Raw genomic sequence first — 21,599 nt, forward strand, 5'->3', positions numbered from 1 at the left:
GCGGGCCACTCTCGCCCGAAAACGCAAAAACCCTCTGCCATAAGGCAGAGGGTTTCTCCGTGACTCCCTACGCAATATCAGTTGGCAGTCGATAGCTCCGAGCCTTTCAGAGCATCACGGGGAGGTTGTGCAGGTTCATCCACGGCGAAGATGCCACCACTCAAGCGACGCACCCGTTTCATGAACAATGCGATACACAGCAGCGTGCCAAGTGCAGCCGCTACATAGCTGATCTGCAACGACAGACCAAAGCCAATCGGCGCATTGGCCAGGTAGGTAAAGGTCGCCATGGTCATGAACACGGCAGGAATAGAGGTGATCAGGTGTGGTTTGCGCGCCAGCACCAGATACATGGTACCGACCCACAAGGCGATGACAGCTGTCGTCTGGTTGGCCCAGGAAAAGTAGCGCCACAGCAGGGTGAAGTCGATATGGGTCAGCGCATAAGAAGCCACGAACAAAGGAGCCGCTACCATCAAGCGCTTGACCAGGGGCTTCTGATCGATCTTGAGATAATCGGCAATGATCATCCTTGCACTGCGGAAGGCCGTATCACCAGAGGTGATCGGCAGTACGATGACACCCAATATTGCCAGCGTGCCACCAATGGCCCCCAGCATGGAAACAGAGACCTCACTGACCACCGCAGCAGGACCGCCCGCTGCCAGCACGTCTGACAGGCTGTGGTCGCCATGGAACAGGCTCATCGCCGCAGCAGCCCAGATCATCGCGATGATCCCTTCAGCAATCATCATGCCGTAGAAGATCTTGCGACCGTTGTCTTCATTCTCGGTGGTGCGCGAAATGATGGGAGTCTGGGTGGCATGAAAGCCAGACAAGGCACCGCAGGAAATGGTCAGGAACAGCAACGGAAAGATAGGAGCGCCTTCGGGGTGCATGTTCTGTAGTGACAGCTCGGGAATCGGAGCGCCCGTCACCACGAGCCCGATACCGATGCCTGCCGCGCTGATCAGCAACAGAGCACCGAAATACGGATAGATGCGTCCGATGATCTTGTCGATGGGCAACAGTGTTGCCAACAGGTAATAGGCGAAGATGGCGCCAATGATCAGTGTCAGGGAGAAAGGTGTCATGCTTTGCAGCAAGGCAGCGGGCGACGTCACGAAGACAGTTCCCACCAGCAGCAGCAACAGAACCGCAAAGCCATTGACTACATGCTTCATGGTCTTGCCCAGGAACTTGCCGGCCAACTGAGGTAAGTGAGCACCATGGTTTCGGATCGAGATCATGCCTGTCAGATAGTCATGAACGGCACCAGCAAAAATGCAGCCGATGACAATCCACAGGAAAGCGACTGGCCCATAGAGCGCCCCCAGAATCGGCCCGAAGATAGGACCAACACCCGCAATATTCAAAAGCTGGATCAGAGAGTTGCGCGCAGAATTCATCGGCAGGTAATCGACATCGTCGCGCATCGTGAACGCCGGAGTAGGTCTCTTGCGGTCCGTGACGAACACACGTTCAACGAACTTGCCATAAGTGAAATAGCCCACAACCAGAAGCAGGATTGCGGTGATGAAGGTAATCATCCAGGCACCCTCTGAGACGGCCGCCGCTCGATACGTGCGGACGGCGTGAAAGATACTGGGCAGTGATTGGCCCAGTCCACGAGCAGGGGCAATCTACTTAGGTTGCTAACACCAAGCAGCTATACTTTGGTCGCAAACGCCTAGTTATGCATCCCCCCTGACACCAAGAGGACTGATAAATAGGCATTAATATAAAACAAGCAAAATACACAAAATGACAGAAGGGCCGACCAAGATGGCCTGACGCGCCGGGTGTGATGAAGACAGCGCCAAGATAACACCGAGACAAGATAACACCGAGAAGGGCTTCATCAGAGGGATATGAAAGTGGTTCATCAAGCCCACAAAAACAAAGGGCGCGAGAGAAACTCTCGCGCCCTTCGCACCATCGTGAATGAGGCTTGCCTTACTCGGCAACCACCACTACACGAACGGTGGCATCGACTTCAGCGTGCAGATGCAGGACGATGTCATATTCGCCAGTCTGGCGAATCGGACCTTCCGGCATGCGCACTTCGCTCTTGGCCACTTCGAGCCCGGCGCTGGAAATGGCTTCAGCCAGATCACGCGGACCGATGGAACCGAACAGCTTGCCTTCGTCGCCAGCCTTGGCAACCAGAGACAGCTCGATATCGTTGAGCTGCTCTGCACGCGCCTCGGCATTGGCCTTGCGCTCGGCGGCCTGAGCTTCGAGCTCGGCACGCTGGGCATCAAAGGCAGCGATGTTTTCCTTGGTAGCCGGTACGGCGAGACCGTAAGGCACCAGGTAGTTACGGCCATAACCAGGCTTGACGGTGACCTTGTCACCAAGACCGCCCAGCTTGCCAATGTTGTCGAGCAGAATGACTTCCATCTCGTAAACCTCTTATCAGTTGTCGTGGCCCAGACGCCCGCGAAAATCCGCAAAGGTGTCAATCATGGCCACGACCAGCACGATGAGAATCATGGGCCAGGTGGTGATCAGCAGCACATAGAACGCGACCAGCCACAACCCGTTCATCCCCTTACGTCCAACCACACCGTGTATCAGTCCAATGCCTGCTATCAGCAACGGTATCCAGGCCAGCATGCCCAACCCTGGCAGCCCCAGCACAGCACCTGCGATCAGCAATACCACCAGGAACACCAGCTCCCGAATGCTGAGGCGTAATGCATGAAACTCTTCCCGGAAACCGCCCGGATTGTAGAGCCCTGCTTGCCAGCTACGTGCCAGCACCAGACATGCCACAGCGGCAAGCATGACTATCAGCCCTGTGACACCGCTGATCAGCAACTCCGCCAGCGTCTTGGCATCGACACCACTGGCAGCCAGATCATCAAGAAACGCGCTGAGCTCAGTAGAGCTCTGACGCAATTCTTCCAGCAGCATGGCCGTGTCTGCACGAGGCAAGAACACTCCCAGCTGAATCATCACTGCACCTGCCAGGGCGCCGACGATGAGTGCCTCGCTCCAGCGCATGCGAGAGCGCAGCACAATGGCCATCAGTATTGCCAGCAGCGTGGTAGCCAGGGGAATCGGGTCACCCTGGGTCCACCACCATCCCGCAGGAATGGCTGCTGCGGCAATGACAGGAAGCCCGGAGGACATGCCCCGCCGCAAGGTGACCAAAGCGGCAATGGCGCTGCCGAACCAGAACAGCCACGGAATTGCCGAGGCCAGCAAAGCGACCAGAGCAGCCTGAGGCGTGCCCTTCATCGCCCATCGCGCGATAGCAAGCATCGACTAACGCTTACTGGTGGCTATCGGTATAGGGCAGCAGAGCCAGATAGCGAGCGCGCTTGATCGCGGTAGACAGCTGGCGCTGATAACGGGCCTTGGTACCGGTGATACGGCTGGGAACGATCTTGCCGGTCTCGGTGATATAGGCCTTGAGCGTGTCCAGATCCTTGTAGTCGATCTGCTTCACGCCTTCAGCGGTGAAACGGCAGAACTTACGGCGACGGAAAAAACGTGCCATGGGTAGACTCCTTATAACGTGCGATGAGCGACTTAGGCGGATTCAGCGGTGCGCGGCTTTTCTTCGCGACGGGCACGCTTCTCTTCCACCGGTTTCATCATCGGAGACGCTTCAGTGATGGCTTCCTTGCAGCGCACCACCAAGCTACGAATGATGGCATCGTTGAAGCGGAAGATGTTCTCGATTTCCTCGATAGTCTCGCCGCTGGCTTCAACGTTCATCAGCACGTAGTGAGCCTTGTGGATCTTGTTGATCGGGTAAGCCAGGTGACGACGGCCCCAATCCTCGAGACGATGAACAGTACCGGCATTCTCGGTCACGATGCTGGTGTAGCGCTCGACCATGGCCGGAACCTGCTCACTCTGGTCCGGATGGACCATGAAAACGATCTCGTAGTGACGCATGGGTTCTCCTTTCGGTTTGGCAGCTTCCGCAGGGGCTCGGGCTATTGCCTGGCACCGGGGGAAGCAAGGAGTTATAAAAGCAACGTCCGCATACGGACGCGCCCGCGCAGGACGCACGGGCGCAAGTATTCTATAGGAGCGACCCTATTGGGGCAAGCGCTGCCGCACCGCCTCGAACAAGCAGATGCCTGTAGCAACCGACACGTTCAGGCTCGACACCTGCCCCGCCATAGGCAGCTTGACCAGAGTGTCACAGGCCTCGCGGGTCAAACGCCGCATGCCCTTGCCCTCGGCTCCCATGACCAGCGCCGTAGGTCCACTGAAATCCGCCTCGAACAGACTGCTTTCGGCCTCACCGGCGGTCCCTGTGATCCATATCCCCATGTCCTTGAGCTTGGCCAGCGCACGCGCCAGATTGGTTACCTGATAGACAGGAACACTCTCGGCCGCCCCACAGGCCACTTTTCGCACCGTGGCATTCAAGGGAGCGGCGCGGTCCTTGGGCACAATGACACCATGCACACCAGCGGCATCAGCGCTACGCAGGCATGCCCCAACGTTATGCACATCGGTGACACCATCAAGGATCAACAACAATGGGGGCGTGTCACGCTTCCAGGCCTTGAGCTGATGCCAGAGGACTTCTTCGCTTTCCGGCACCAACGGGGGAACGAAAGCCACCACCCCTTGATGAGATGCCCCCTGAGACAGGCGGTCCAGCTCATCCCGGGGGACATGACGTATTCGCGCCCCCCGGGAACGAACCGTATCGATCAAGTCCGCCAGACGACGCTCTGCGTCACCATCCTGCACCCACACCTCACGCGGAGACTCTCCGCGTTCGATGAGAGCACGCACTGCATGTACGCCAAATACACTGTCAAGCCCACCGGGCGTTGCCGGAGAAGTGCTTCGACGACGCTGCTGTTGACGTTTGTTACTGTTGGCCACGGCCTCTACCTCTTGCTACGACGCGACCGCCGCCGGCGTGTTTTCTTTTCAGTACCGCTCTTGGCGGCTTTATCGGCATCACTCTGGGCTGTTTTACCCACCCCACTCTGGGCTGTTTTATCCGCCCCGCTCTGGGCAGCTTTCCCTCGGCGTGACTTGCTGGGCCTGGAGGATTTCGCGGGTGCGCTCGACTTGCTATTGCCATCCGCTACCGTTGCCTCTGAGCCACGGCGCTTACGAGGCTTGCGCCTAGGGCGAGGTTGGCCATCGGTCAGCTCAAAGTCGATCTTGCGCTCGTCCAGATCGACCCGCGCCACCTGCACCGTCACGCCATCTCCAAGACGGTAACTGATCCCGGTACGTTCTCCCTTGAGGCGATGCTTCTCCGGCTCGTAATGGTAATAATCCGAAGGCAACGAGGTAACGTGCACCAGTCCTTCAACATAGACCTCGTCAAGGCGCACGAAGATACCGAACTGGGTGACAGAGGCAATGGTGCCGTCATAGACCTCACCAAGCTTGTCGGACATGAACTCGCACTTGAGCCAGCCTTCCACATCGCGCGTGGCATCGTCAGCACGGCGCTCTGTCATCGAACAGTGCTCTCCCAGTTCCAGCATCTGCTCGAAGGTGTAGGGGCACCACGTGCTTGGCGGCTCCACAGGAGCCCCATCGACACGCAGTACCGTACTGGTCTGGCGTGGCCCTCGAATGACCGAACGAATGGCGCGGTGGACCAGTAGATCCGGATAGCGACGGATCGGCGAAGTGAAGTGGGCATAGGCCGGATATGCCAGGCCGAAGTGGCCTTCATTGTGCGGTGAATACACCGCCTGACTCATGGAACGCAGCATCACCGTCTGAATGATATCCGCGTCTTCACGATCCTTGATGGCCTCGGCCAGGTCACGATAATCCTGGGGCGAAGGATCATCCCCTCCGCCAAGCGACATACCGATTTCATTGAGAAACAGGCGTAACTTGTCCAGGCGCTCAGCACTCGGCCCCTCATGAATACGATACAGCGCTGGCAGGTCGTGCTTGTCGAGGAAACGCGCCGTCGCCACGTTGGCCGCAAGCATGCACTCCTCAATGATCTTGTGGGCGTCATTGCGTGAGCGCGGCACGATCTTTTCGATCTTGCGCTCCTCATTGAAGAGGATCGCCGTCTCGGTGGTCTCGAAGTCGATGGCTCCACGCTCGGTACGCGCCTGGCGCAGCAGCTTGTACAGACTGTAGAGATTCTTCAGCGATGGCACCAGAGCCTTGTACTCCCGGCGCAACGCTTCACCTTCCTCGCCTTCATCCTGCAGGATGGCCGCCACCTTGTTATAGGTCAGGCGCGCATGAGAGCGGAACACCGCCTCATAAAAACGATAGCGACTGATATTGCCACTCTTGGAAATATTCAGCTCGCAGACCATGGCCAGGCGGTCCACTCCCGGATTAAGGGAACATAGACCATTTGACAGCAGCTCCGGCAACATCGGCACTACCTGCCCTGGGAAGTAAACCGAGTTGCCCCTGGCGATGGCTTCCTCGTCGAGAGGACTCCCCGAACGCACATAGTGAGAAACATCGGCGATAGCCACCAATAGTTTCCAGCTGCCAGAACGTGTCTTGTATGCGCAGACCGCATCATCGAAGTCCTTGGCGGTCTCGTCATCGATCGTCACCAGAGGCTTGTCACGCAGATCCACACGATGCAACTTGTCTTGTTCGGCCACTTCCGCAGACATGGAAGCGATCTGGTCCATGACTTCCGGAGGAAACTCTGCAGGAATCTCGTAGCTGCGCAGGGCAATATCGATTTCCATGCCGGGATCCATACGCTCGCCGAGCACCTCGATGACTTCACCTACCGGTTGTACTCGGGTGTCAGGCTGCTTGACGATACGTGCGGAGACCACCTGGCCATCGCGCGCCCCACCACAGGCACTATGAGGGATAATGACTTCCTGGGTGATGCGCAGGTTCTCGGGGATCAGCACGCCGAATTCGGAGGTATTCTCTCGATACACACCCACGATCGTCTGGGTGTTACGAGCCAGAACTTCTACTACGGTGGCCTCATCACGTCCTCGGCGATCCCGACCACTGACGCGTACCAGCACATGGTCACCATGGAATACCCGGCGCATCTGGCGCGGTGGCATCACCAGGTCAGGTTTCTTGCCATCGTCACGAAGCAGAAAGCCAAAACCATCACGATGGCCCAGCACCTTGCCCTTGATCAGGTCGAGCTTGTCGATCAGCGCATAGGCGCCCCGACGATTGCGCAGCACTTGACCATCACGCTCCATGGCGGCGAGCCGTCGACGTACGGCTTCACGCAGATCCTCATCATCCAGCCCCAGTAAATCACTCATGGCCTCGTGAGTGATCGGCTTGCCGATATCCTCAAGACGGCCAAGGAGATATTCACGGGAAGGGGCGGGTTTATCGTACTTGTGAGCTTCGCGGCTGGCATAGGAGTCGCTGTCTAGCGTCCAGTGAGTCATGCGGCGGGCATCCTTGACGGTGTCGGAGATGAGAACCAGGCGCCGGCACCCTGGCGCGCGAGTATCTTTTCATTCATTTCATTGATCATGGGCGCAGTATAGCGCTGGCTGCAGACACACCCAACTATCGACGACCTTTATTCACTGGATAATGTGAAATGAAGGACCTGAAAAATCTTGCCGAAACTCGCGACAAGGGCTTGCATTGTGCCGAAGATTCGGTAACATACGCGCCACTTGCCCAGATGGCGGAATTGGTAGACGCGCTAGCTTCAGGTGCTAGTGTCCTTACGGACGTGGAGGTTCAAGTCCTCTTCTGGGCACCATGGATTCTTCGGAATCACGGCGATACACTATCGCCATGCTCTTTATCAGCATAGATTTCAGCATTGCCGTGTTCGCCCAGGTGGCGGAATTGGTAGACGCGCTAGCTTCAGGTGCTAGTGTCCTTACGGACGTGGAGGTTCAAGTCCTCTCCTGGGCACCAAACTCTCGTTGACACGGGAGACGACCACGGATAGCGATGCTGACTGATGTTGATATAGCAGATTGTTGATATGACAGATGCAAGTCATGACAGGCCCAGGTGGCGGAATTGGTAGACGCGCTAGCTTCAGGTGCTAGTGTCCTTATGGACGTGGAGGTTCAAGTCCTCTCCTGGGCACCATTTCCTGTCATGAGAAGAAGAGCCAATAGCAATTCCAGCAGCATCCAGCGACAAAGAGACCACCGCGCATTGACGCGGTTTTTTTGTGTCTGAAAAAGCCATTTCTGTCCCCTTCTTTCAATCACTCCCGAATATCATCCACACGAATGCCTCGCCCGGTTTCGTACCGCACACCGCCGTGATAGTCACTCTCAAACAGTTATCAGAAGTTCTTCAGAAACGTGATGGCAACGTTGCCACCTTCGACAATTCCCAGTCACCCACCCCTGCCGATGCCTCCCAGGCAGCCTCCTGGTTTTCCGGCAACCCTGGCAGAAAGTTGAGACCAGTGCGCGCCTCCACTTCATCAATACTGACCAGATAGTCCTTCAACGACTCATCCCCCCTCACATCCTGAGGCATGATGAAGGCAACCGCCAGCGGCGTATCTCCGGGCACGACAATGATCTTGTAGAAGGCTTCGGGCACTTCCACGAACCCCACCCGATCCAGCAAGCTGTTCAAGCTCAATGGCGCATAGACAGGACCTGTAATGACCTGCAACCTGCCAAAGCGAGGCAGGAAGTGATCCATCACCACGGCCTCCAGGCGTTGCCACAACTGACGATTCAAGTTGGGCTTCTGTGGCAGCATGTTGCTCATCAAGAAGCTATCATCCTGAGCACTCTCGCCCCCCGTCACCGCCATCGCATAGTTGGGAGCCAGATGCCCCCGATCATATCCACTACCCGAATAGCTATCGGTAGTGACCGGCCATAATGTCCGCCAGTCACGACGGAACTCAGGGCGAGGCCCGATGCTGGTATTGCCGTCCTCAGTGAGCATATAGCTCGACCAAAGGGCGCCAACACGGATATCCGACCAACCAACCAGATAACCATGGTTACGCAGACCACGTGTAAAGGTAAGCGGGTTCGGTTGCTGCCATTCCGTTACCCCCATCCAGCTCATGCGCTCACGATAGCCCTGCTCTGTGGTATGCCACACCGCAGCACCAGCCACCACCATGATCAGACATGCGAAAAAGTTACGTGGTCGCGGCAGGGCACGAGACAGGGAAAGATCCAAATTCATACGTGAGACACTCTCAACCTCAAAACGCCGACGGTTTCATGAGACCGTGCTGCTTTCAAAACATGCTGCCTTCAAAAACATGCTGATTTCAAAAAGCAGCAATGATTTCAAAGTGCTAGCAGATGCGCATGTAGCATCTCACAAAATAGCACGCCCCGGAAAACCTCTGGCGAAGAAGGCTTTCGGGGCAGCAAGAAAATTTCTCAGATAGAGAAGGCCTGGACCACACTCCGTATCGCCAGGCATAGACATCACCAGCCCAGAGAAAACATGGTCTCCAGATCATGGCGGGAATGCACCTGCATGGCATTGAGCGTTTCAGTATCCGCGATTCCGTCCACAGCATTGAGACGCTCAGTCACCAGCTCGGCAAGCGTCTCGAAGTCCCGGGTACGAGCAATCGCAACCAAGTCATAGCGACCGCAGGTGGAGTAGACCTCACTGATACCTTCAACCTCAGCCAGACGCTCAGCAACCGCCTTGACCTGCCCCTTTTCGGTATTAATCAGAATTACTGCATTCTGCATGACCGCACTCCTGTCGGCTGACGCACCACCATCGATCCACCGCGATAATGGCATAGGGTTATCATCGCCAATGAGTATATCAGCGTCCCTCTCCCGCAGGCATCAACAGTGAAATTTCGTGCATGCCGCCACTCTGGTACGACGCAATACGGTATGATCTAGGCAAAAGGCGTCGCCAAGAACGCAGCAACAGAATCCAGAAAATGCTGGAGATGGATGAGGAGAACCTGGACATGCCATCAATTACTCGTCGCGAGTTCATCCGCCATGGGCTGCTCGCCATCACAGCGCTTCCCCTGGGGGCAGGAATACTATCGAGTCGTGCCCTTGCCGCAGACCTGCCGCTGCTGGACCCTGGCAGTCCACAGGCTCAAGCACTGGGCTATGTCGACAAGGCCAGCAAGGCTCGTGGTCACGATGCCTGGAAAAAAGATCGCACCTGCGCCAACTGCATGTTCTTCGACGCAGATAGCGCAGGTTGCCAGCTATTCCCGCAGAACAGGGTGGCTTCAGAAGGCTGGTGCCAGGCCTGGAACGGTTAATACCTTCTCGTCACTGGCCCTCGTCTGCATCTCGCAGTGGCCAGTGATAACTGCGTACCACCTCGTTACCTTCCATGGACTCAAGCCGCACCGGAAATCCCCACAGCTGGTGAAGGTGACGCATCACAGGGTAGACACTGCGTGCCAAAGGACGACGGTGATCCTGAACATGCCGCAGCGTCAGAGAGCGATCACCGCGAATATCAGCCTCATAGACCTGGATATTGGGCTCCCTCACTGACAGGGCATATTGGGCAGAGAGCCCATCGCGAATCCGACGATAACCGCGCTCATTATGAATTGCGGACACCTCCAGCATTTCCTCTTGATCGTCATCAATGACCTGGAACAGCTTGAGATCGCGAATCACCTTGGGTGACAGGAACTGCTGGATGAAAGACTCGTCCTTGAAATTTCGCATGGCAAAGTTCAACGTCTCGCGCCAATCACTTCCTGCAATGTCAGGAAACCACTCCCGGTCCTCATCACTGGGAGTCTCGCAGATACGACGCAGATCCGAGTAAATGGCAAAACCCAGCGTGTAAGGGTTGATGCCATTGAAGTAAGGACTCTCGAAAGAAGGCTGACTGACAACGGCTGTATGGGACTGCAAAAACTCCAGCATCAGCCCTTCATCCACTGCTCCATCTTCGTAAAGACGGTTCATCAATGTGTAGTGCCAGAAGGTCGCCCAGCCCTCATTCATTACCTGGGTCTGGCGCTGCGGATAGAAGTATTGTGCCAACTTGCGGACGATACGCACCACCTCCCGCTGCCATGGCGCCAGCAGAGGTGCATTCTTTTCAATGAAATAAAGCAGGTTTTCCTGAGGTTCGGGCGGATAGCGCCGACCATCATGCAGACCGAGAGGATCATCATCAGAAACATCGGGTGCTGCAGCTCCCCCCAACTCCGGGCCAGGAATCGTGCGCCATAATGTATTGACCTGAGTCTGCAGATAGGCCTCTCGTTCTTCCTGGCGGCGCGCCTCTTCCTCCGGCGATATCGGAGATGGTCGCTTGTAGCGATCAACCCCATAATTCTGTAGTGCATGACAGGCATCCAATAGTTGCTCCACCGCCTGCACACCATGACGCTCCTCACACTGACTCAGATACTTCCGAGCAAACACCAGATAATCGACAATCGATGAGGCATCCGTCCAAGTACGAAACAGATAGTTCCCCTTGAAGAAGGAATTATGGCCATAACATGCATGCGCCATGACCAGGACCTGCATCATCAGGGTGTTTTCTTCCATCAGATAAGCAATACAAGGGTCCGAGTTGATCACCAGCTCATAGGCCAACCCCATCTGACCTCGCCTGTATGCCTGCTCCACAGCAAGAAACTGCTTGCCGAATGACCAGTGATGATAACCGACCGGCATACCAACACTGGCATAGGCATCCATCATCTGCTCAGTGGTGATGACCTCGATCTGATTGGGATAGGTGTCGAGTCGATATTCATCGGCAAGACGAGCAATCTCGGCTTCATATTCAGAAAGAACATCGAAGCTCCAGTCAGAGCCCGTAGCAATGGGCTTGGCACGACGTTTGGCGACCTTGCTCATGGGGCTATTCTCCTGTGATCCCGAACCTCATCCTTGGCAACAAGCACATCAGCTCTCGGCACGGCGCTTGAACAGTTCCCTGAACACCGGATAGATATCGCCTGGCTCAATGATCTGGCGCATGGCGAAACGCTCTGGGTAGGCTGCTTCAACCCGCTCATATTCTTCCCACAGCGCCTGGTGGGCATGAGGGGTAATCTCCACGTAGGTGAAGTACTGTAGACGCGCCATCAGCGAACCCATCAGCAGCTCACGACAGTTGACCGAATCATCGTCCCAGTTATCACCATCCGACGCCTGGGCCACATAGAGGTTCCACTGCGCAGGCGGGTAGCGTTTGGCAATGATCTCGTCAACCAACGTCAGGGCGCTGGATACGATGGTGCCCCCCGTCTCACGTGAATAGAAGAATTCTTCTTCATCGACCTCTTTGGCAGCCGTGTGATGGCGCACGAAAACCAGTTCGACCCGCTCGTAGCTGCGTTCCAGAAACAGGTACAACAGAAGGAAGAAACGCTTGGCGATGTCCTTGTGAGCCTGTGTCATGGATCCGGATACATCCATGACACAAAACATGACAGCCTTGCTGGATGGCTGGGGCTGATTGACCAGATGGTTGTAGCGCAGGTCATAAGTATCAATGAAAGGCACTGACTCCAGGCGTTTCTGCAGATGCTCGATCTCATCCTTGAGCTCCTGGATACGAGCCGGATTACGCAACACCGGATCCTTGCGCTCCTCCTCGGACAAGGCCTCCTGAGCTTCGCGCAAGGCACGCCGGATGGGGGCACGCATCGCTATACGCCGGGCATGCGCCTCACGCATGGAACGGACAATGTTGATACGCGCAGGCACCCCATCACGGGATACTCCCGCACGCACAGGCCGCACTTCCTCGAGATCTACCAAAGGCTTGCGCTCCAGGTGTGGCAGCTCAAGACCATCGAAAACAAACTCGAGGAACTCTTCTCTCGTCAGGGTAAAGGCAAACTCATCCATGCCTTCTCCCTGATTGGAAGCGCCACCTTCTCCGCTACCCCCTCCACCACCGCCTCCGCCCCCCGGGCGGCGCAGCTTGTCACCTTCCTGAAATTCACGGTTGCCCGGAGCAACGATCGAACGCTGCCCTCCCGATCCATGCTGGAAGACCGGTTCGGAAATATCTCGGGTGGGAATCGATACTTTCTCACCACGCTCCATGTCGGTGATGGAGCGGCGATTGACCGCCTCTTCGACGGAACGCTTGATATGAGTGCGGTAGCGGTCAAGAAACCGCTGGCGGTTCACCGCACTCTTGTTCTTGGCATTAGCCCGACGATCGATGAAGTAGGTCATTCGACCTCCTGTGCGCAGTGTACTTGATCTGCAGGGCGGTGCTGCCACCCGGAGACTGCCGACACACTACTGCGTTCGATCATTCTGCGTTGAAATCTGCCTCAAGATGCTCACTCAGCCCTTGTAAACTACACCCTCTCGGCCGATTTCTCCTTGCCTGATCATCGCTCGTAACGTTTGTCAGCAGCCTCCTCGCTCACTCACAGCGTCGCTATTGCGACTTGCGCACCCGCAGATACCACTCGGACAGCAGTCGTACCTGCTTCTCGGTGTACCCACGATCCACCATCCGCGCCACAAAGTCTTCGTGTTTCTTGATATCGGCGGAAGATGCCTTGGCATTGAACGAAATGACCGGCAACAACTCCTCGGTATTGGCAAACATCTTGTGTTCGATGACACCACGCAGCTTCTCGTAGGACTGCCACCCCGGGTTCATGCCATTATTCTGAGCACGCGCCCGAAGCACGAAGTTGACGACTTCGTGACGGAAATCCTTGGGATTGGAGATACCTGCAGGCTTTTCGATCTTCTCCAGCTCTTCATTCAAGGATTGACGATCAAACAACTCGCCAGTCTCGGGATCCCGGTACTCCTGATCCTGAATCCAGAAATCGGCATAGGTCACATAGCGATCGAATATGTTCTGTCCATACTCGGAGTAGGACTCCAGGTAAGCGGTCTGAATCTCCTTGCCGATGAAATCCACGTAGCGCGGCGCCAGATATTCCTTGATGTAGCGCAGGTAGCGCTCGAACACTTCCTTGGGCAACTGCTCCTGCTCCAGACGTTGTTCGAGCACGTAGAGTAGATGCACCGGGTTGGCAGCTACTTCGACATTGTCGAAATTGAATACCTTGGACAGGATCTTGAAGGCAAAACGCGTGGACAGGCCATTCATGCCTTCATCGACACCGGCACTGTCACGATATTCCTGGATCGACTTGGCCTTGGGATCGGTATCCTTGAGGTTTTCGCCGTCGTAGATCCTCATCTTGGAATAGACACTGGAATTCTCGGGCTCCTTGAGTCGCGAAAGCACAGTGAACTGCGCCAGCATACGCAAGGTATCCGGAGCACAAGGCGCCTGGTTGAGGGAAGAATGCTCAAGCAGTTTCTGGTAGATCTTGATTTCCTCACTGACCCGCAGGCAGTAAGGCACCTTGACGATATAGACCCGATCGAGGAACGCCTCGTTGTTCCGGTTGTTGCGGAATGTCTGCCACTCGCTCTCATTGGAGTGCGCCAGCACGATGCCATCAAAAGGAATCGCGCCCATGCCTTCAGTGGGGTTGTAGTTGCCTTCCTGGGTTGCAGTCAGCAGCGGATGCAGCACCTTGATCGGCGCCTTGAACATCTCGACGAACTCCATCAAGCCCTGATTGGCTCGACATAGGCCGCCGGAAAAGCTGTAAGCATCCGGGTCGTCCTGGGAGTACATCTCAAGCTGGCGAATATCGACCTTGCCCACCAGGGAAGAGATGTCCTGGTTGTTCTCGTCACCAGGCTCGGTCTTGGAAATGGCGATCTGGTTGAGGCGCGATGGATACAGGCGCACCACCCGGAACTCGGAAATATCTCCCCCGGCTTCACGCAGGCGCTTGGCCGCCCAAGGCGACATCACACTGCGCAGATAACGCTGCGGAATGCCATATTCCTTCTCCAGCAGCTCGCCATCCTCCTCTGGCGAGAACAGCCCAAGGGGAGACTCATGCACAGGGGACCCCTTGATGGCATAGAAAGGTACATGTTCCATCAGCAACTTGAGGCGCTCGGCCAAGGACGACTTGCCTCCACCCACCGGCCCCAGCAAATACAGAATCTGTTTCTTTTCCTCCAACCCCTGAGCCGCATGACGGAAATAGGAAACAATCTGCTCGATCGCCTCCTCCATGCCATGGAATTCGCTGAACGCCGGGTACCGACGAATGACCTTGTTGGAAAAGATCCGTGCCAGCCGTGAATCTTTGGCCGTGTCGATTACCTCGGGCTCACCGATGGCCTCCAGCATGCGCTCCGCCGCGCTGGCATAGGCGGACGGATCCTGACGGCAGAGCTCAAGGTACTCCTGCAAGGACATCTCTTCCTGCTGAATACGAGCGTAACGGTTCTGCACGTGGTCAAAGATACTCATCGAAGCCTCCTGTTTGCCCGACTCCCGGCTACAGCAATCCTTCCTTGACGAACTTTCACCGGGGCTACTTGTCAGCGTAGAACAGTATTAGCCAAACGTGATTCAACGCTGAGTTCCCTTTTCTCCTTCGTCGCTACTTGCTACCCATCCCTTACCTATAAGAACCCAACCAAGGCGGAGTGTTTCACTCCTGATCAGAAAACCCTCTGTTCTGAAGGAAAAAACACACCTGAACAAAGCTTCTCCGCTGCCTGCCCGAATCTGTCCAACGCCCCAACATGTACGGTAATGCAAAAGCGTGACTCCCTACCAGCGTATCCGGGAGCAGACACCTCTCTTGCGCCTGCCTGCGACCAGCCTACATTTCAGCGGCAAGCCGCACCCCTTGATCGATGGCTCGCTTGGCATCCAGTTCTGCTGCCTTATCCGCCCCACCAATGATATCCACCCTGACACCGGCGCTTTCCAGAGGCGCAATCAGATCACGCACGGACTCCTGTCCGGCACATACCACAACGCTATCGACTGCCAATATGCGCGGTTCTCCGGCCACCCGCAGATGCAGGCCTTGATCATCGACATGCAGGTATTCACAGCCAGCCAAGGCTTCAACGCCGCGATGGCGCAAAGAGGCTCTATGCACCCAGCCAGTGGACGTGCCCAGCCCTTTACCCGGTTTGGAAGTCTTGCGCTGCAACAGAAACACTTGGCGCGGCGTGTCCGGCCGCCGAGGCGGCTTGAGTCCACCGGGTTCTCTGACCGATAGGTCAACGCCCCACTCATCGCACCACTGCGCCACGGGATCTTCACCTGATTCAGTGTGGGTCAAGAGTTCAGCCACGTCGAAGCCGATTCCTCCTGCACCGATGATTGCCACCCTTTTTCCTACTTTCTCAGGTGCCGTAATGGCTTCGGCATAGCTCAACACGCTAGGGTGATCCGCCCCGGGCAATTCAAGCTGGCGCGGCCGCACCCCGGTCGCCAGCACAACTCGATCAAACCCACTAAGCATCTCGATATTCGCATCACAGCCCAGCCGAACATCAACACCTGTCTTACCCAGCATGACGCGGAAGTAGCGCAAGGTTTCGTTGAATTCCTCCTTGCCCGGAATCTTGCGCGCAAAATTGAACTGTCCACCCAACTCATTCTGGCGCTCAAACAGCGTCACATGATGACCACGCTCTGCTGCTGTCACTGCGACAGCAAGCCCAGCAGGGCCACCACCGACAACGGCAACATTCACCGGAGACTCAGCAGGCTCCAGCACGATTTCCGTTTCATGGCAGGCTCTTGGGTTGACCAGGCAGGAAGTCAGCTTGCCTTGAAAAGTGTGATCAAGGCAGGCCTGATTGCAGGCAATGCAAGTATTGATTTCATGACTCAACCCCTGTCTCGCCTTGCCCAACCAGGCAGCATCAGCCAGCAGCGGTCGAGCCATGGACACCATGTCCGCATGCCCATCGGCAAGCACTCTCTCGGCAACTTCCGGCATATTGATGCGGTTCGTCGTAATCAGCGGAATGGATACAGCATCACGAACCCGGTGAGAGACTTCAGTGAAGGCAGCCCGAGGTACACTGGTCACGATGGTCGGCACCCGTGCTTCATGCCATCCGATGCCCGTGTTGATGGCATCGGCCCCCGCGGCTTCCACCGCCAGGCCCAGCGCAATGACCTCCTCGGCAGTACTCCCTTCCTCCACCAGGTCAATCATCGACAAGCGAAAGACCACGACAAATTCATGCCCAACCGCTTCTCGAATGCGGCGCACGATCTCTACCGGGAAGCGAATACGATTGTCGAAGCTGCCACCCCAGCGATCACCACGCTGGTTGGTCCTGCGACAGATGAACTGGTTGATCAGGTACCCTTCCGAGCCCATCACTTCAATCCCGTCATACCCCGCCTTCTGGGCCAAGGTGGCACATCGAACATAGTCTGCGATCTGCTTCTCGACGTCAGCATCACTCAACTCTCGAGGCATGAACGGATTGATTGGCGCCTGAATCGGGGAGGGTGCCACCGATTGTGGTGAGTAACTATAACGGCCGGCATGCAGAATCTGCAGCAGCAGACGCCCTCCCTCACGGTGCACACTGCCAGTCAGTTGCCGATGACTGACGAGCTGCTCATCGCTATCGAGCACCGAAGCCCCCTCCACCAGAACACCTTCGGCATTGGGGGAAATACCTCCTGTCACCATCAATCCGACCCCATGCCGGACACGCTCGACATAGAAGGCGGCCAGGCGTTCGAAACCACCAGACATTTCTTCCAGATTGGTGTGCATTGATCCCATCAGCACACGATTGGGTAATTGCAGATGACCCAGCATGATCGGCTGGAACAAATGAGGATAAGCTGCCACGGCAAGGCCCTCGAACGAACTCATGAGTTGTCATTGAACTCGGTAACGCTCACTCAAGGATGATCAACTCAACCCATGATGGCGCCAACCAGATTCAAACAACTGTATGATAGTCATCAACGCCTTGCCACCCTGCATACGTATAACGCACACGCAAAAAACCCGATGCATGAAAGCATCGGGTCGGAAATCTTGCAGCGTGTGTGGCGGACCGGACGGGGCTCGAACCCGCGACCTCCGGCGTGACAGGCCGGCATTCTAACCAACTGAACTACCGGTCCGCATGGTGGGTGATACCGGATTCGAACCAGTGACCCCCAGCATGTGAGGCTGGTGCTCTAACCAACTGAGCTAATCACCCATGTATCACACTTGATATGCTGCTATGTAACTTTGGCCCTGTTACGTGGGATCATCATGGCGGACCGGACGGGGCTCGAACCCGCGACCTCCGGCGTGACAGGCCGGCATTCTAACCAACTGAACTACCGGTCCACTTGATGATATAGCGAGAGCGATGATGGCGGACCGGACGGGACTCGAACCCGCGACCTCCGGCGTGACAGGCCGGCATTCTAACCAACTGAACTACCGGTCCGCATGACATCACAACACTATTACAACTCTTACGTTTCCGGGCATCACTTGCGTGATGGTGGGTGGTACAGGGTTCGAACCTGTGACCCCCAGCTTGTAAGGCTGGTGCTCTCCCAACTGAGCTAACCACCCCTGGTCACGTGGCGCTGCATTCTACAGAACCCCGGAATGATGTCAACGCGTTTTTTTCAATTACTGATCACTTCACTGGCTATTTTTCATCCAGCTTTCATCCACTTGGACGAAAAAGCCAGTAACCACGGGCTAAAGAACACAGGCACCCCTCTACGAGCACATCGACAAAAAATATCACTTCAAGCCTCAAGGCGAGTCATCTGAGCATAATTTATGGCCCAGCATGAATTCCGCAGTCACCTTGGCAGCCTCTTCGATCAAGCCCTCCTGGGTGGCACCGCTCGAGCGCCTGGCCACCCAGTCGTGATCACCATCCTCAAGCCAATGCACTAGAGACCGAGGCGCCAATCCCGTCAGGCCATATCCTTCCACTTCTGCCTGCGTGCCGAAGGGATCACGCTTCCCTTGCAATACCAGCACCGGACAATGCAATCCTGGCCAATGTTCTAGACGCAACCTGTCTGGCTTGCCAGCCGGATGAAAGGGGTAACCTGCAAGGACGAGACCAGGGACTTCTTCACCCAAGTCATCCTCTGCCAACAGCATACTGGCCACTCGCCCTCCCATGGACTTGCCACCCAACCAGAGCGGTTCCCCTTCTGTCCGCGACAACAGGGCGTGCCACTGCCGCAATTCTTCCACCAGCACACTCACCTTGGGGGGTGGCCGGCGACGACCTTCTTGCTGCATACGTTGCATGTACGAGAACTCCACGGCCAGAGTCTGTACTCCTTGTGTCGCCAGTGCATTGCGCCACGCGACAAGAAAATCTGACGCCTGCCCTGCCCCCGCACCGTGCATCAACAGCAGCGCACCTGCGGTTCCAGTCCCCTGAAGCCATACCTTGCCATGGTCCTCCAACCACCAGTTGCCGCAAGCACTTGAACGCCGCAGGTCGCTCAGTTCCGCCAACGAAATCCTGGTACAACTTTCGTCTTGCACCTGGTCACTCCTGTACCAATTACACATTCAAAGTGTATACAATTAACGAAGAAAACGGGATACACTTACTACCAGACAGTTGATCCGCCCTGCTCGCGGAGCCTGCATTCAATGGAACCAGGATCATGAGCTCAGCAATCGAACACCCGCCTCAGCGCGAGGCCAACAGCACTGGTGACGGCAACTCACCTCTATCAGCGAGCGATAGCTCTGTAGGCAATGCAACCTACGAGCCAACCTCCGACCCGGCTTGCAGCTCAGGCTACGATACGAGCTACAACACAACCTACAACTACAAAGTGGTTCGCCAGTTCGCGATCATGACAGTGGTTTGGGGCATCGTCGGCATGTGCGTCGGCCTGACCCTGGCTGCCCAACTCGTCTGGCCACAGCTCAATCTTGACCTGCCGTGGACCAGCTTCGGCCGTCTGCGCCCGCTGCATACCAACCTGGTGATCTTCGCTTTCGGCGGCTGCGCACTCTTCGCCACATCCTATTACGTGGTCCAGCGTACCTGCCGAGTTCGCCTGATCAGCGACCGGCTTGCCGCCTTCACTTTCTGGGGGTATCAGGCAGTGATCCTGTGCGCACTGGTCAGCCTGCCGCTGGGTTACACCGAGATCAAGGAATACGCGGAGCTGGAATGGCCCATCGACATCCTTCTGGCAGTGGTCTGGATCACCTATGGCGTCGTTTTCCTCGGCACCATACGCGCTCGCAAGACATCACATATCTATGTGGCCAACTGGTTCTTCGCCGCATTCATTCTCACCGTCGCCGTGCTGCACATCGTCAATAGTGCTGCCCTGCCTGTCACCTCCACCTACTCCATTTCCGTATATGCCGGTGCTGTCGATGCCATGGTGCAGTGGTGGTATGGCCATAATGCCGTAGGTTTTTTCCTTACCGCTGGCTTCCTCGGCATGATGTACTACTTCGTGCCCAAACAGGCAGGTCGACCGGTCTACTCCTACCGCCTGTCAATCGTCCATTTCTGGGCGCTGATCATGGTCTACATGTGGGCCGGACCTCATCACCTGCACTACACCGCCCTCCCCACCTGGGCACAGTCACTGGGCATGGTGATGTCGATCATTCTGCTTGCACCGTCCTGGGGCGGCATGATCAACGGCATGATGACCCTCTCTGGCGCCTGGCATAAGCTGCGCACCGACCCGACACTGCGTTTCCTTGTCGTGGCACTGTCCTTCTACGGCATGTCGACCTTCGAAGGCCCGATGATGGCAGTGAAAACCGTCAACGCACTGTCTCACTACACCGACTGGACCATTGGTCACGTACACTCCGGTGCCCTGGGTTGGGTCGCCATGATCACCATCGGTTCCCTCTACCACCTGATTCCGCGCCTCTACGGCCACACCGAGATGTACTCGGTCAAGTTGGTGTCGGTGCACTTCTGGTTAGCCACTGTAGGTACGGTGCTGTACATCGCCGCCATGTGGGTCAATGGCATTCTGCAAGGGCTGATGTGGCGTGCCTTCAATGCCGACGGCACCCTGATGTATACCTTCGTCGAGACTATCGAAGCCAGTGTGCCGGGCTATGCAGTACGCATGCTCGGGGGCTTGTGCTGGGTCGTGGGAATGGTGGTCATGGCAGTGAATGTGTACAAGACCGCCAGACCTGTCACCGACAGCCGCAGGCTGATGCCACAGACCGCTTGAGCCGACGGGGAAACCATCATGCGACATGAAATCATCGAGAAGAACGTCGGTCTGCTGGCCGTGCTGGTACTGGCAGTGATCAGCCTTGGCGGCCTGGCCGAGATTGTTCCGCTGTTCTTTCAGAAACAGACCACCGCGCCCATTGAAGGCCTCAAGCCACTCTCCGCTCTGGAGCTGGAAGGGCGTGACATCTACCGTCGCGAAGGCTGCGTGGGCTGCCACTCACAGATGATCCGCCCATTCCGCGCCGAAACCGAGCGCTACGGCCATTACAGCGTGGCGGGGGAGTCCGTCTGGGAGCACAACTTCCTGTGGGGCTCCAAACGCACGGGCCCCGATCTGGCGCGGGTAGGAGGTCGCTACAGCGACGAATGGCACCGCGCCCACATGTACAACCCCCGGGATGTGGTTCCGGAGTCCATCATGCCTGCCTACCCCTGGCTGTTCGACAACATGCTGGACGGCAAGGATACCGCCGCCAAGATGCGGACCCTGCAACGCCTCGGTGTGCCTTACAGCGACGAACAGATTGCCAAGGCCGGAGATGCGGTACGCGGCAAAACGGAAATCACCGCTCTGGTGGCCTATCTGCAGCAGCTCGGTACCGTCCTTCCCCGTACCGCAGTGAATTCAGAAAAGTAAGTCGGCGA

General features: G+C 56.5%; 17 protein-coding genes and 8 tRNA genes. 6 read left to right on the top strand and 19 right to left on the bottom strand.

Going from position 1 to position 21,599, the window contains the following annotated elements:
• Positions 1 to 77: 77 nt before the first annotated feature.
• From Q1K07_RS01480 to rnr, 7 genes are all read right to left on the bottom strand, one after another.
• Entirely contained in the window at positions 78 to 1,550 is a 1,473-nt protein-coding gene (locus Q1K07_RS01480; RefSeq protein WP_300306750.1) for a carbon starvation CstA family protein, read from the bottom strand.
• Between the two features lie 406 nt (positions 1,551 to 1,956).
• The gene (rplI, locus tag Q1K07_RS01485; RefSeq protein WP_300306752.1) at positions 1,957 to 2,403 is read right to left on the bottom strand and encodes a 50S ribosomal protein L9; all 447 of its coding nucleotides are present in this window, start codon (positions 2,401 to 2,403) and stop codon (positions 1,957 to 1,959) included.
• Between the two features lie 15 nt (positions 2,404 to 2,418).
• Positions 2,419 to 3,270 (bottom strand): hypothetical protein, encoded by an 852-nt coding sequence (locus tag Q1K07_RS01490; protein ID WP_300306755.1) that lies wholly within the window; start codon positions 3,268 to 3,270, stop codon positions 2,419 to 2,421.
• A gap of 10 nt (positions 3,271 to 3,280) precedes the next feature.
• The gene (rpsR, locus tag Q1K07_RS01495; RefSeq protein ID WP_016853668.1) at positions 3,281 to 3,508 is read right to left on the bottom strand and encodes a 30S ribosomal protein S18; all 228 of its coding nucleotides are present in this window, start codon (positions 3,506 to 3,508) and stop codon (positions 3,281 to 3,283) included.
• 32 nt (positions 3,509 to 3,540) lie between these two features.
• The gene (rpsF, locus tag Q1K07_RS01500) at positions 3,541 to 3,912 is read right to left on the bottom strand and encodes a 30S ribosomal protein S6 (RefSeq protein WP_300306767.1); all 372 of its coding nucleotides are present in this window, start codon (positions 3,910 to 3,912) and stop codon (positions 3,541 to 3,543) included.
• Between the two features lie 144 nt (positions 3,913 to 4,056).
• On the bottom strand, positions 4,057 to 4,863 hold the full coding sequence (gene rlmB / locus Q1K07_RS01505) for a 23S rRNA (guanosine(2251)-2'-O)-methyltransferase RlmB (protein ID WP_300306769.1): 807 nt from the start codon (positions 4,861 to 4,863) through the stop codon (positions 4,057 to 4,059).
• Between the two features lie 5 nt (positions 4,864 to 4,868).
• Entirely contained in the window at positions 4,869 to 7,364 is a 2,496-nt protein-coding gene (gene rnr / locus Q1K07_RS01510; protein WP_300306772.1) for a ribonuclease R, read from the bottom strand.
• A 239-nt stretch (positions 7,365 to 7,603) separates the two neighbouring features.
• Here rnr and Q1K07_RS01515 point away from each other — a divergent pair.
• The 3 genes from Q1K07_RS01515 (at position 7,604) to Q1K07_RS01525 (ending at position 8,031) form a co-directional block, all read left to right on the top strand.
• Positions 7,604 to 7,690, top strand: a tRNA-Leu gene (locus Q1K07_RS01515).
• 74 nt (positions 7,691 to 7,764) lie between these two features.
• Positions 7,765 to 7,851, top strand: a tRNA-Leu gene (locus Q1K07_RS01520).
• A 93-nt stretch (positions 7,852 to 7,944) separates the two neighbouring features.
• Positions 7,945 to 8,031, top strand: a tRNA-Leu gene (locus Q1K07_RS01525).
• A 213-nt stretch (positions 8,032 to 8,244) separates the two neighbouring features.
• Here Q1K07_RS01525 and Q1K07_RS01530 read toward each other — a convergent pair.
• Complete coding sequence (locus Q1K07_RS01530; protein WP_300306849.1) at positions 8,245 to 9,039, bottom strand: DNA/RNA non-specific endonuclease; 795 nt, start codon at positions 9,037 to 9,039, stop codon at positions 8,245 to 8,247.
• A 317-nt stretch (positions 9,040 to 9,356) separates the two neighbouring features.
• Positions 9,357 to 9,632 carry an Lrp/AsnC ligand binding domain-containing protein gene (locus tag Q1K07_RS01535; RefSeq protein WP_300306775.1) on the bottom strand — a complete coding sequence of 92 codons (276 nt, stop codon included), beginning with the start codon at positions 9,630 to 9,632 and terminating at the stop codon, positions 9,357 to 9,359.
• A gap of 233 nt (positions 9,633 to 9,865) precedes the next feature.
• Here Q1K07_RS01535 and Q1K07_RS01540 point away from each other — a divergent pair, with 233 nt between their 5' ends.
• Positions 9,866 to 10,174, top strand: a complete 309-nt coding sequence (locus Q1K07_RS01540; RefSeq protein ID WP_300306777.1) for a high-potential iron-sulfur protein — start codon at positions 9,866 to 9,868, stop codon at positions 10,172 to 10,174.
• A 10-nt stretch (positions 10,175 to 10,184) separates the two neighbouring features.
• Here Q1K07_RS01540 and Q1K07_RS01545 read toward each other — a convergent pair whose 3' ends face one another.
• The 10 genes from Q1K07_RS01545 to Q1K07_RS01590 form a co-directional block, all read right to left on the bottom strand.
• Entirely contained in the window at positions 10,185 to 11,750 is a 1,566-nt protein-coding gene (locus Q1K07_RS01545) for a SpoVR family protein (RefSeq protein WP_300306780.1), read from the bottom strand.
• A gap of 48 nt (positions 11,751 to 11,798) precedes the next feature.
• Complete coding sequence (locus Q1K07_RS01550) at positions 11,799 to 13,085, bottom strand: YeaH/YhbH family protein (RefSeq protein WP_300306783.1); 1,287 nt, start codon at positions 13,083 to 13,085, stop codon at positions 11,799 to 11,801.
• A 211-nt stretch (positions 13,086 to 13,296) separates the two neighbouring features.
• Positions 13,297 to 15,219 (bottom strand): PrkA family serine protein kinase, encoded by a 1,923-nt coding sequence (locus Q1K07_RS01555; protein WP_300306786.1) that lies wholly within the window; start codon positions 15,217 to 15,219, stop codon positions 13,297 to 13,299.
• Between the two features lie 358 nt (positions 15,220 to 15,577).
• Positions 15,578 to 17,614, bottom strand: a complete 2,037-nt coding sequence (locus Q1K07_RS01560; RefSeq protein ID WP_300306788.1) for an NADPH-dependent 2,4-dienoyl-CoA reductase — start codon at positions 17,612 to 17,614, stop codon at positions 15,578 to 15,580.
• Between the two features lie 180 nt (positions 17,615 to 17,794).
• Positions 17,795 to 17,871, bottom strand: a tRNA-Asp gene (locus Q1K07_RS01565).
• A 3-nt stretch (positions 17,872 to 17,874) separates the two neighbouring features.
• Positions 17,875 to 17,951: transfer RNA gene (locus Q1K07_RS01570), tRNA-Val, on the bottom strand.
• Between the two features lie 57 nt (positions 17,952 to 18,008).
• Positions 18,009 to 18,085 (bottom strand) — tRNA-Asp (locus tag Q1K07_RS01575).
• Between the two features lie 26 nt (positions 18,086 to 18,111).
• Positions 18,112 to 18,188, bottom strand: a tRNA-Asp gene (locus tag Q1K07_RS01580).
• A 55-nt stretch (positions 18,189 to 18,243) separates the two neighbouring features.
• Positions 18,244 to 18,319 (bottom strand) — tRNA-Val (locus Q1K07_RS01585).
• Positions 18,320 to 18,508: 189 nt separating this feature from the next.
• On the bottom strand, positions 18,509 to 19,264 hold the full coding sequence (locus tag Q1K07_RS01590) for an alpha/beta family hydrolase (protein WP_300306790.1): 756 nt from the start codon (positions 19,262 to 19,264) through the stop codon (positions 18,509 to 18,511).
• Positions 19,265 to 19,389: 125 nt separating this feature from the next.
• On the opposite strand from Q1K07_RS01590, the gene ccoN reads away from it, so the two are divergent.
• Complete coding sequence (gene ccoN / locus Q1K07_RS01595) at positions 19,390 to 20,949, top strand: cytochrome-c oxidase, cbb3-type subunit I (RefSeq protein ID WP_300306791.1); 1,560 nt, start codon at positions 19,390 to 19,392, stop codon at positions 20,947 to 20,949.
• 18 nt (positions 20,950 to 20,967) lie between these two features.
• Positions 20,968 to 21,591 (top strand): cytochrome-c oxidase, cbb3-type subunit II, encoded by a 624-nt coding sequence (gene ccoO, locus Q1K07_RS01600; RefSeq protein WP_300306793.1) that lies wholly within the window; start codon positions 20,968 to 20,970, stop codon positions 21,589 to 21,591.
• Positions 21,592 to 21,599: the final 8 nt, after the last annotated feature.

This window comes from Halomonas sp. (assembly GCF_029263665.1).
GTDB lineage: Bacteria > Pseudomonadota > Gammaproteobacteria > Pseudomonadales > Halomonadaceae > Halomonas.

Coding starts and splice junctions, on each gene's coding strand:
- Q1K07_RS01480 (WP_300306750.1), bottom strand. CDS start 1,550: ATGATTACCTTCATCACCGCAATCCTGCTTCTGGTTGTGGGCTATTTC.
- rplI (WP_300306752.1), bottom strand. CDS start 2,403: ATGGAAGTCATTCTGCTCGACAACATTGGCAAGCTGGGCGGTCTTGGT.
- Q1K07_RS01490 (WP_300306755.1), bottom strand. CDS start 3,270: ATGCTTGCTATCGCGCGATGGGCGATGAAGGGCACGCCTCAGGCTGCT.
- rpsR (WP_016853668.1), bottom strand. CDS start 3,508: ATGGCACGTTTTTTCCGTCGCCGTAAGTTCTGCCGTTTCACCGCTGAA.
- rpsF (WP_300306767.1), bottom strand. CDS start 3,912: ATGCGTCACTACGAGATCGTTTTCATGGTCCATCCGGACCAGAGTGAG.
- rnr (WP_300306772.1), bottom strand. CDS start 7,364: ATGACTCACTGGACGCTAGACAGCGACTCCTATGCCAGCCGCGAAGCT.
- Q1K07_RS01530 (WP_300306849.1), bottom strand. CDS start 9,039: ATGGTGGTGGCTGGTGCTGCGGTGTGGCATACCACAGAGCAGGGCTAT.
- Q1K07_RS01535 (WP_300306775.1), bottom strand. CDS start 9,632: ATGCAGAATGCAGTAATTCTGATTAATACCGAAAAGGGGCAGGTCAAG.
- Q1K07_RS01540 (WP_300306777.1), top strand. CDS start 9,866: ATGCCATCAATTACTCGTCGCGAGTTCATCCGCCATGGGCTGCTCGCC.
- Q1K07_RS01545 (WP_300306780.1), bottom strand. CDS start 11,750: ATGAGCAAGGTCGCCAAACGTCGTGCCAAGCCCATTGCTACGGGCTCT.
- Q1K07_RS01550 (WP_300306783.1), bottom strand. CDS start 13,085: ATGACCTACTTCATCGATCGTCGGGCTAATGCCAAGAACAAGAGTGCG.
- Q1K07_RS01555 (WP_300306786.1), bottom strand. CDS start 15,219: ATGAGTATCTTTGACCACGTGCAGAACCGTTACGCTCGTATTCAGCAG.
- Q1K07_RS01560 (WP_300306788.1), bottom strand. CDS start 17,614: ATGAGTTCGTTCGAGGGCCTTGCCGTGGCAGCTTATCCTCATTTGTTC.
- ccoN (WP_300306791.1), top strand. CDS start 19,390: ATGAGCTCAGCAATCGAACACCCGCCTCAGCGCGAGGCCAACAGCACT.
- ccoO (WP_300306793.1), top strand. CDS start 20,968: ATGCGACATGAAATCATCGAGAAGAACGTCGGTCTGCTGGCCGTGCTG.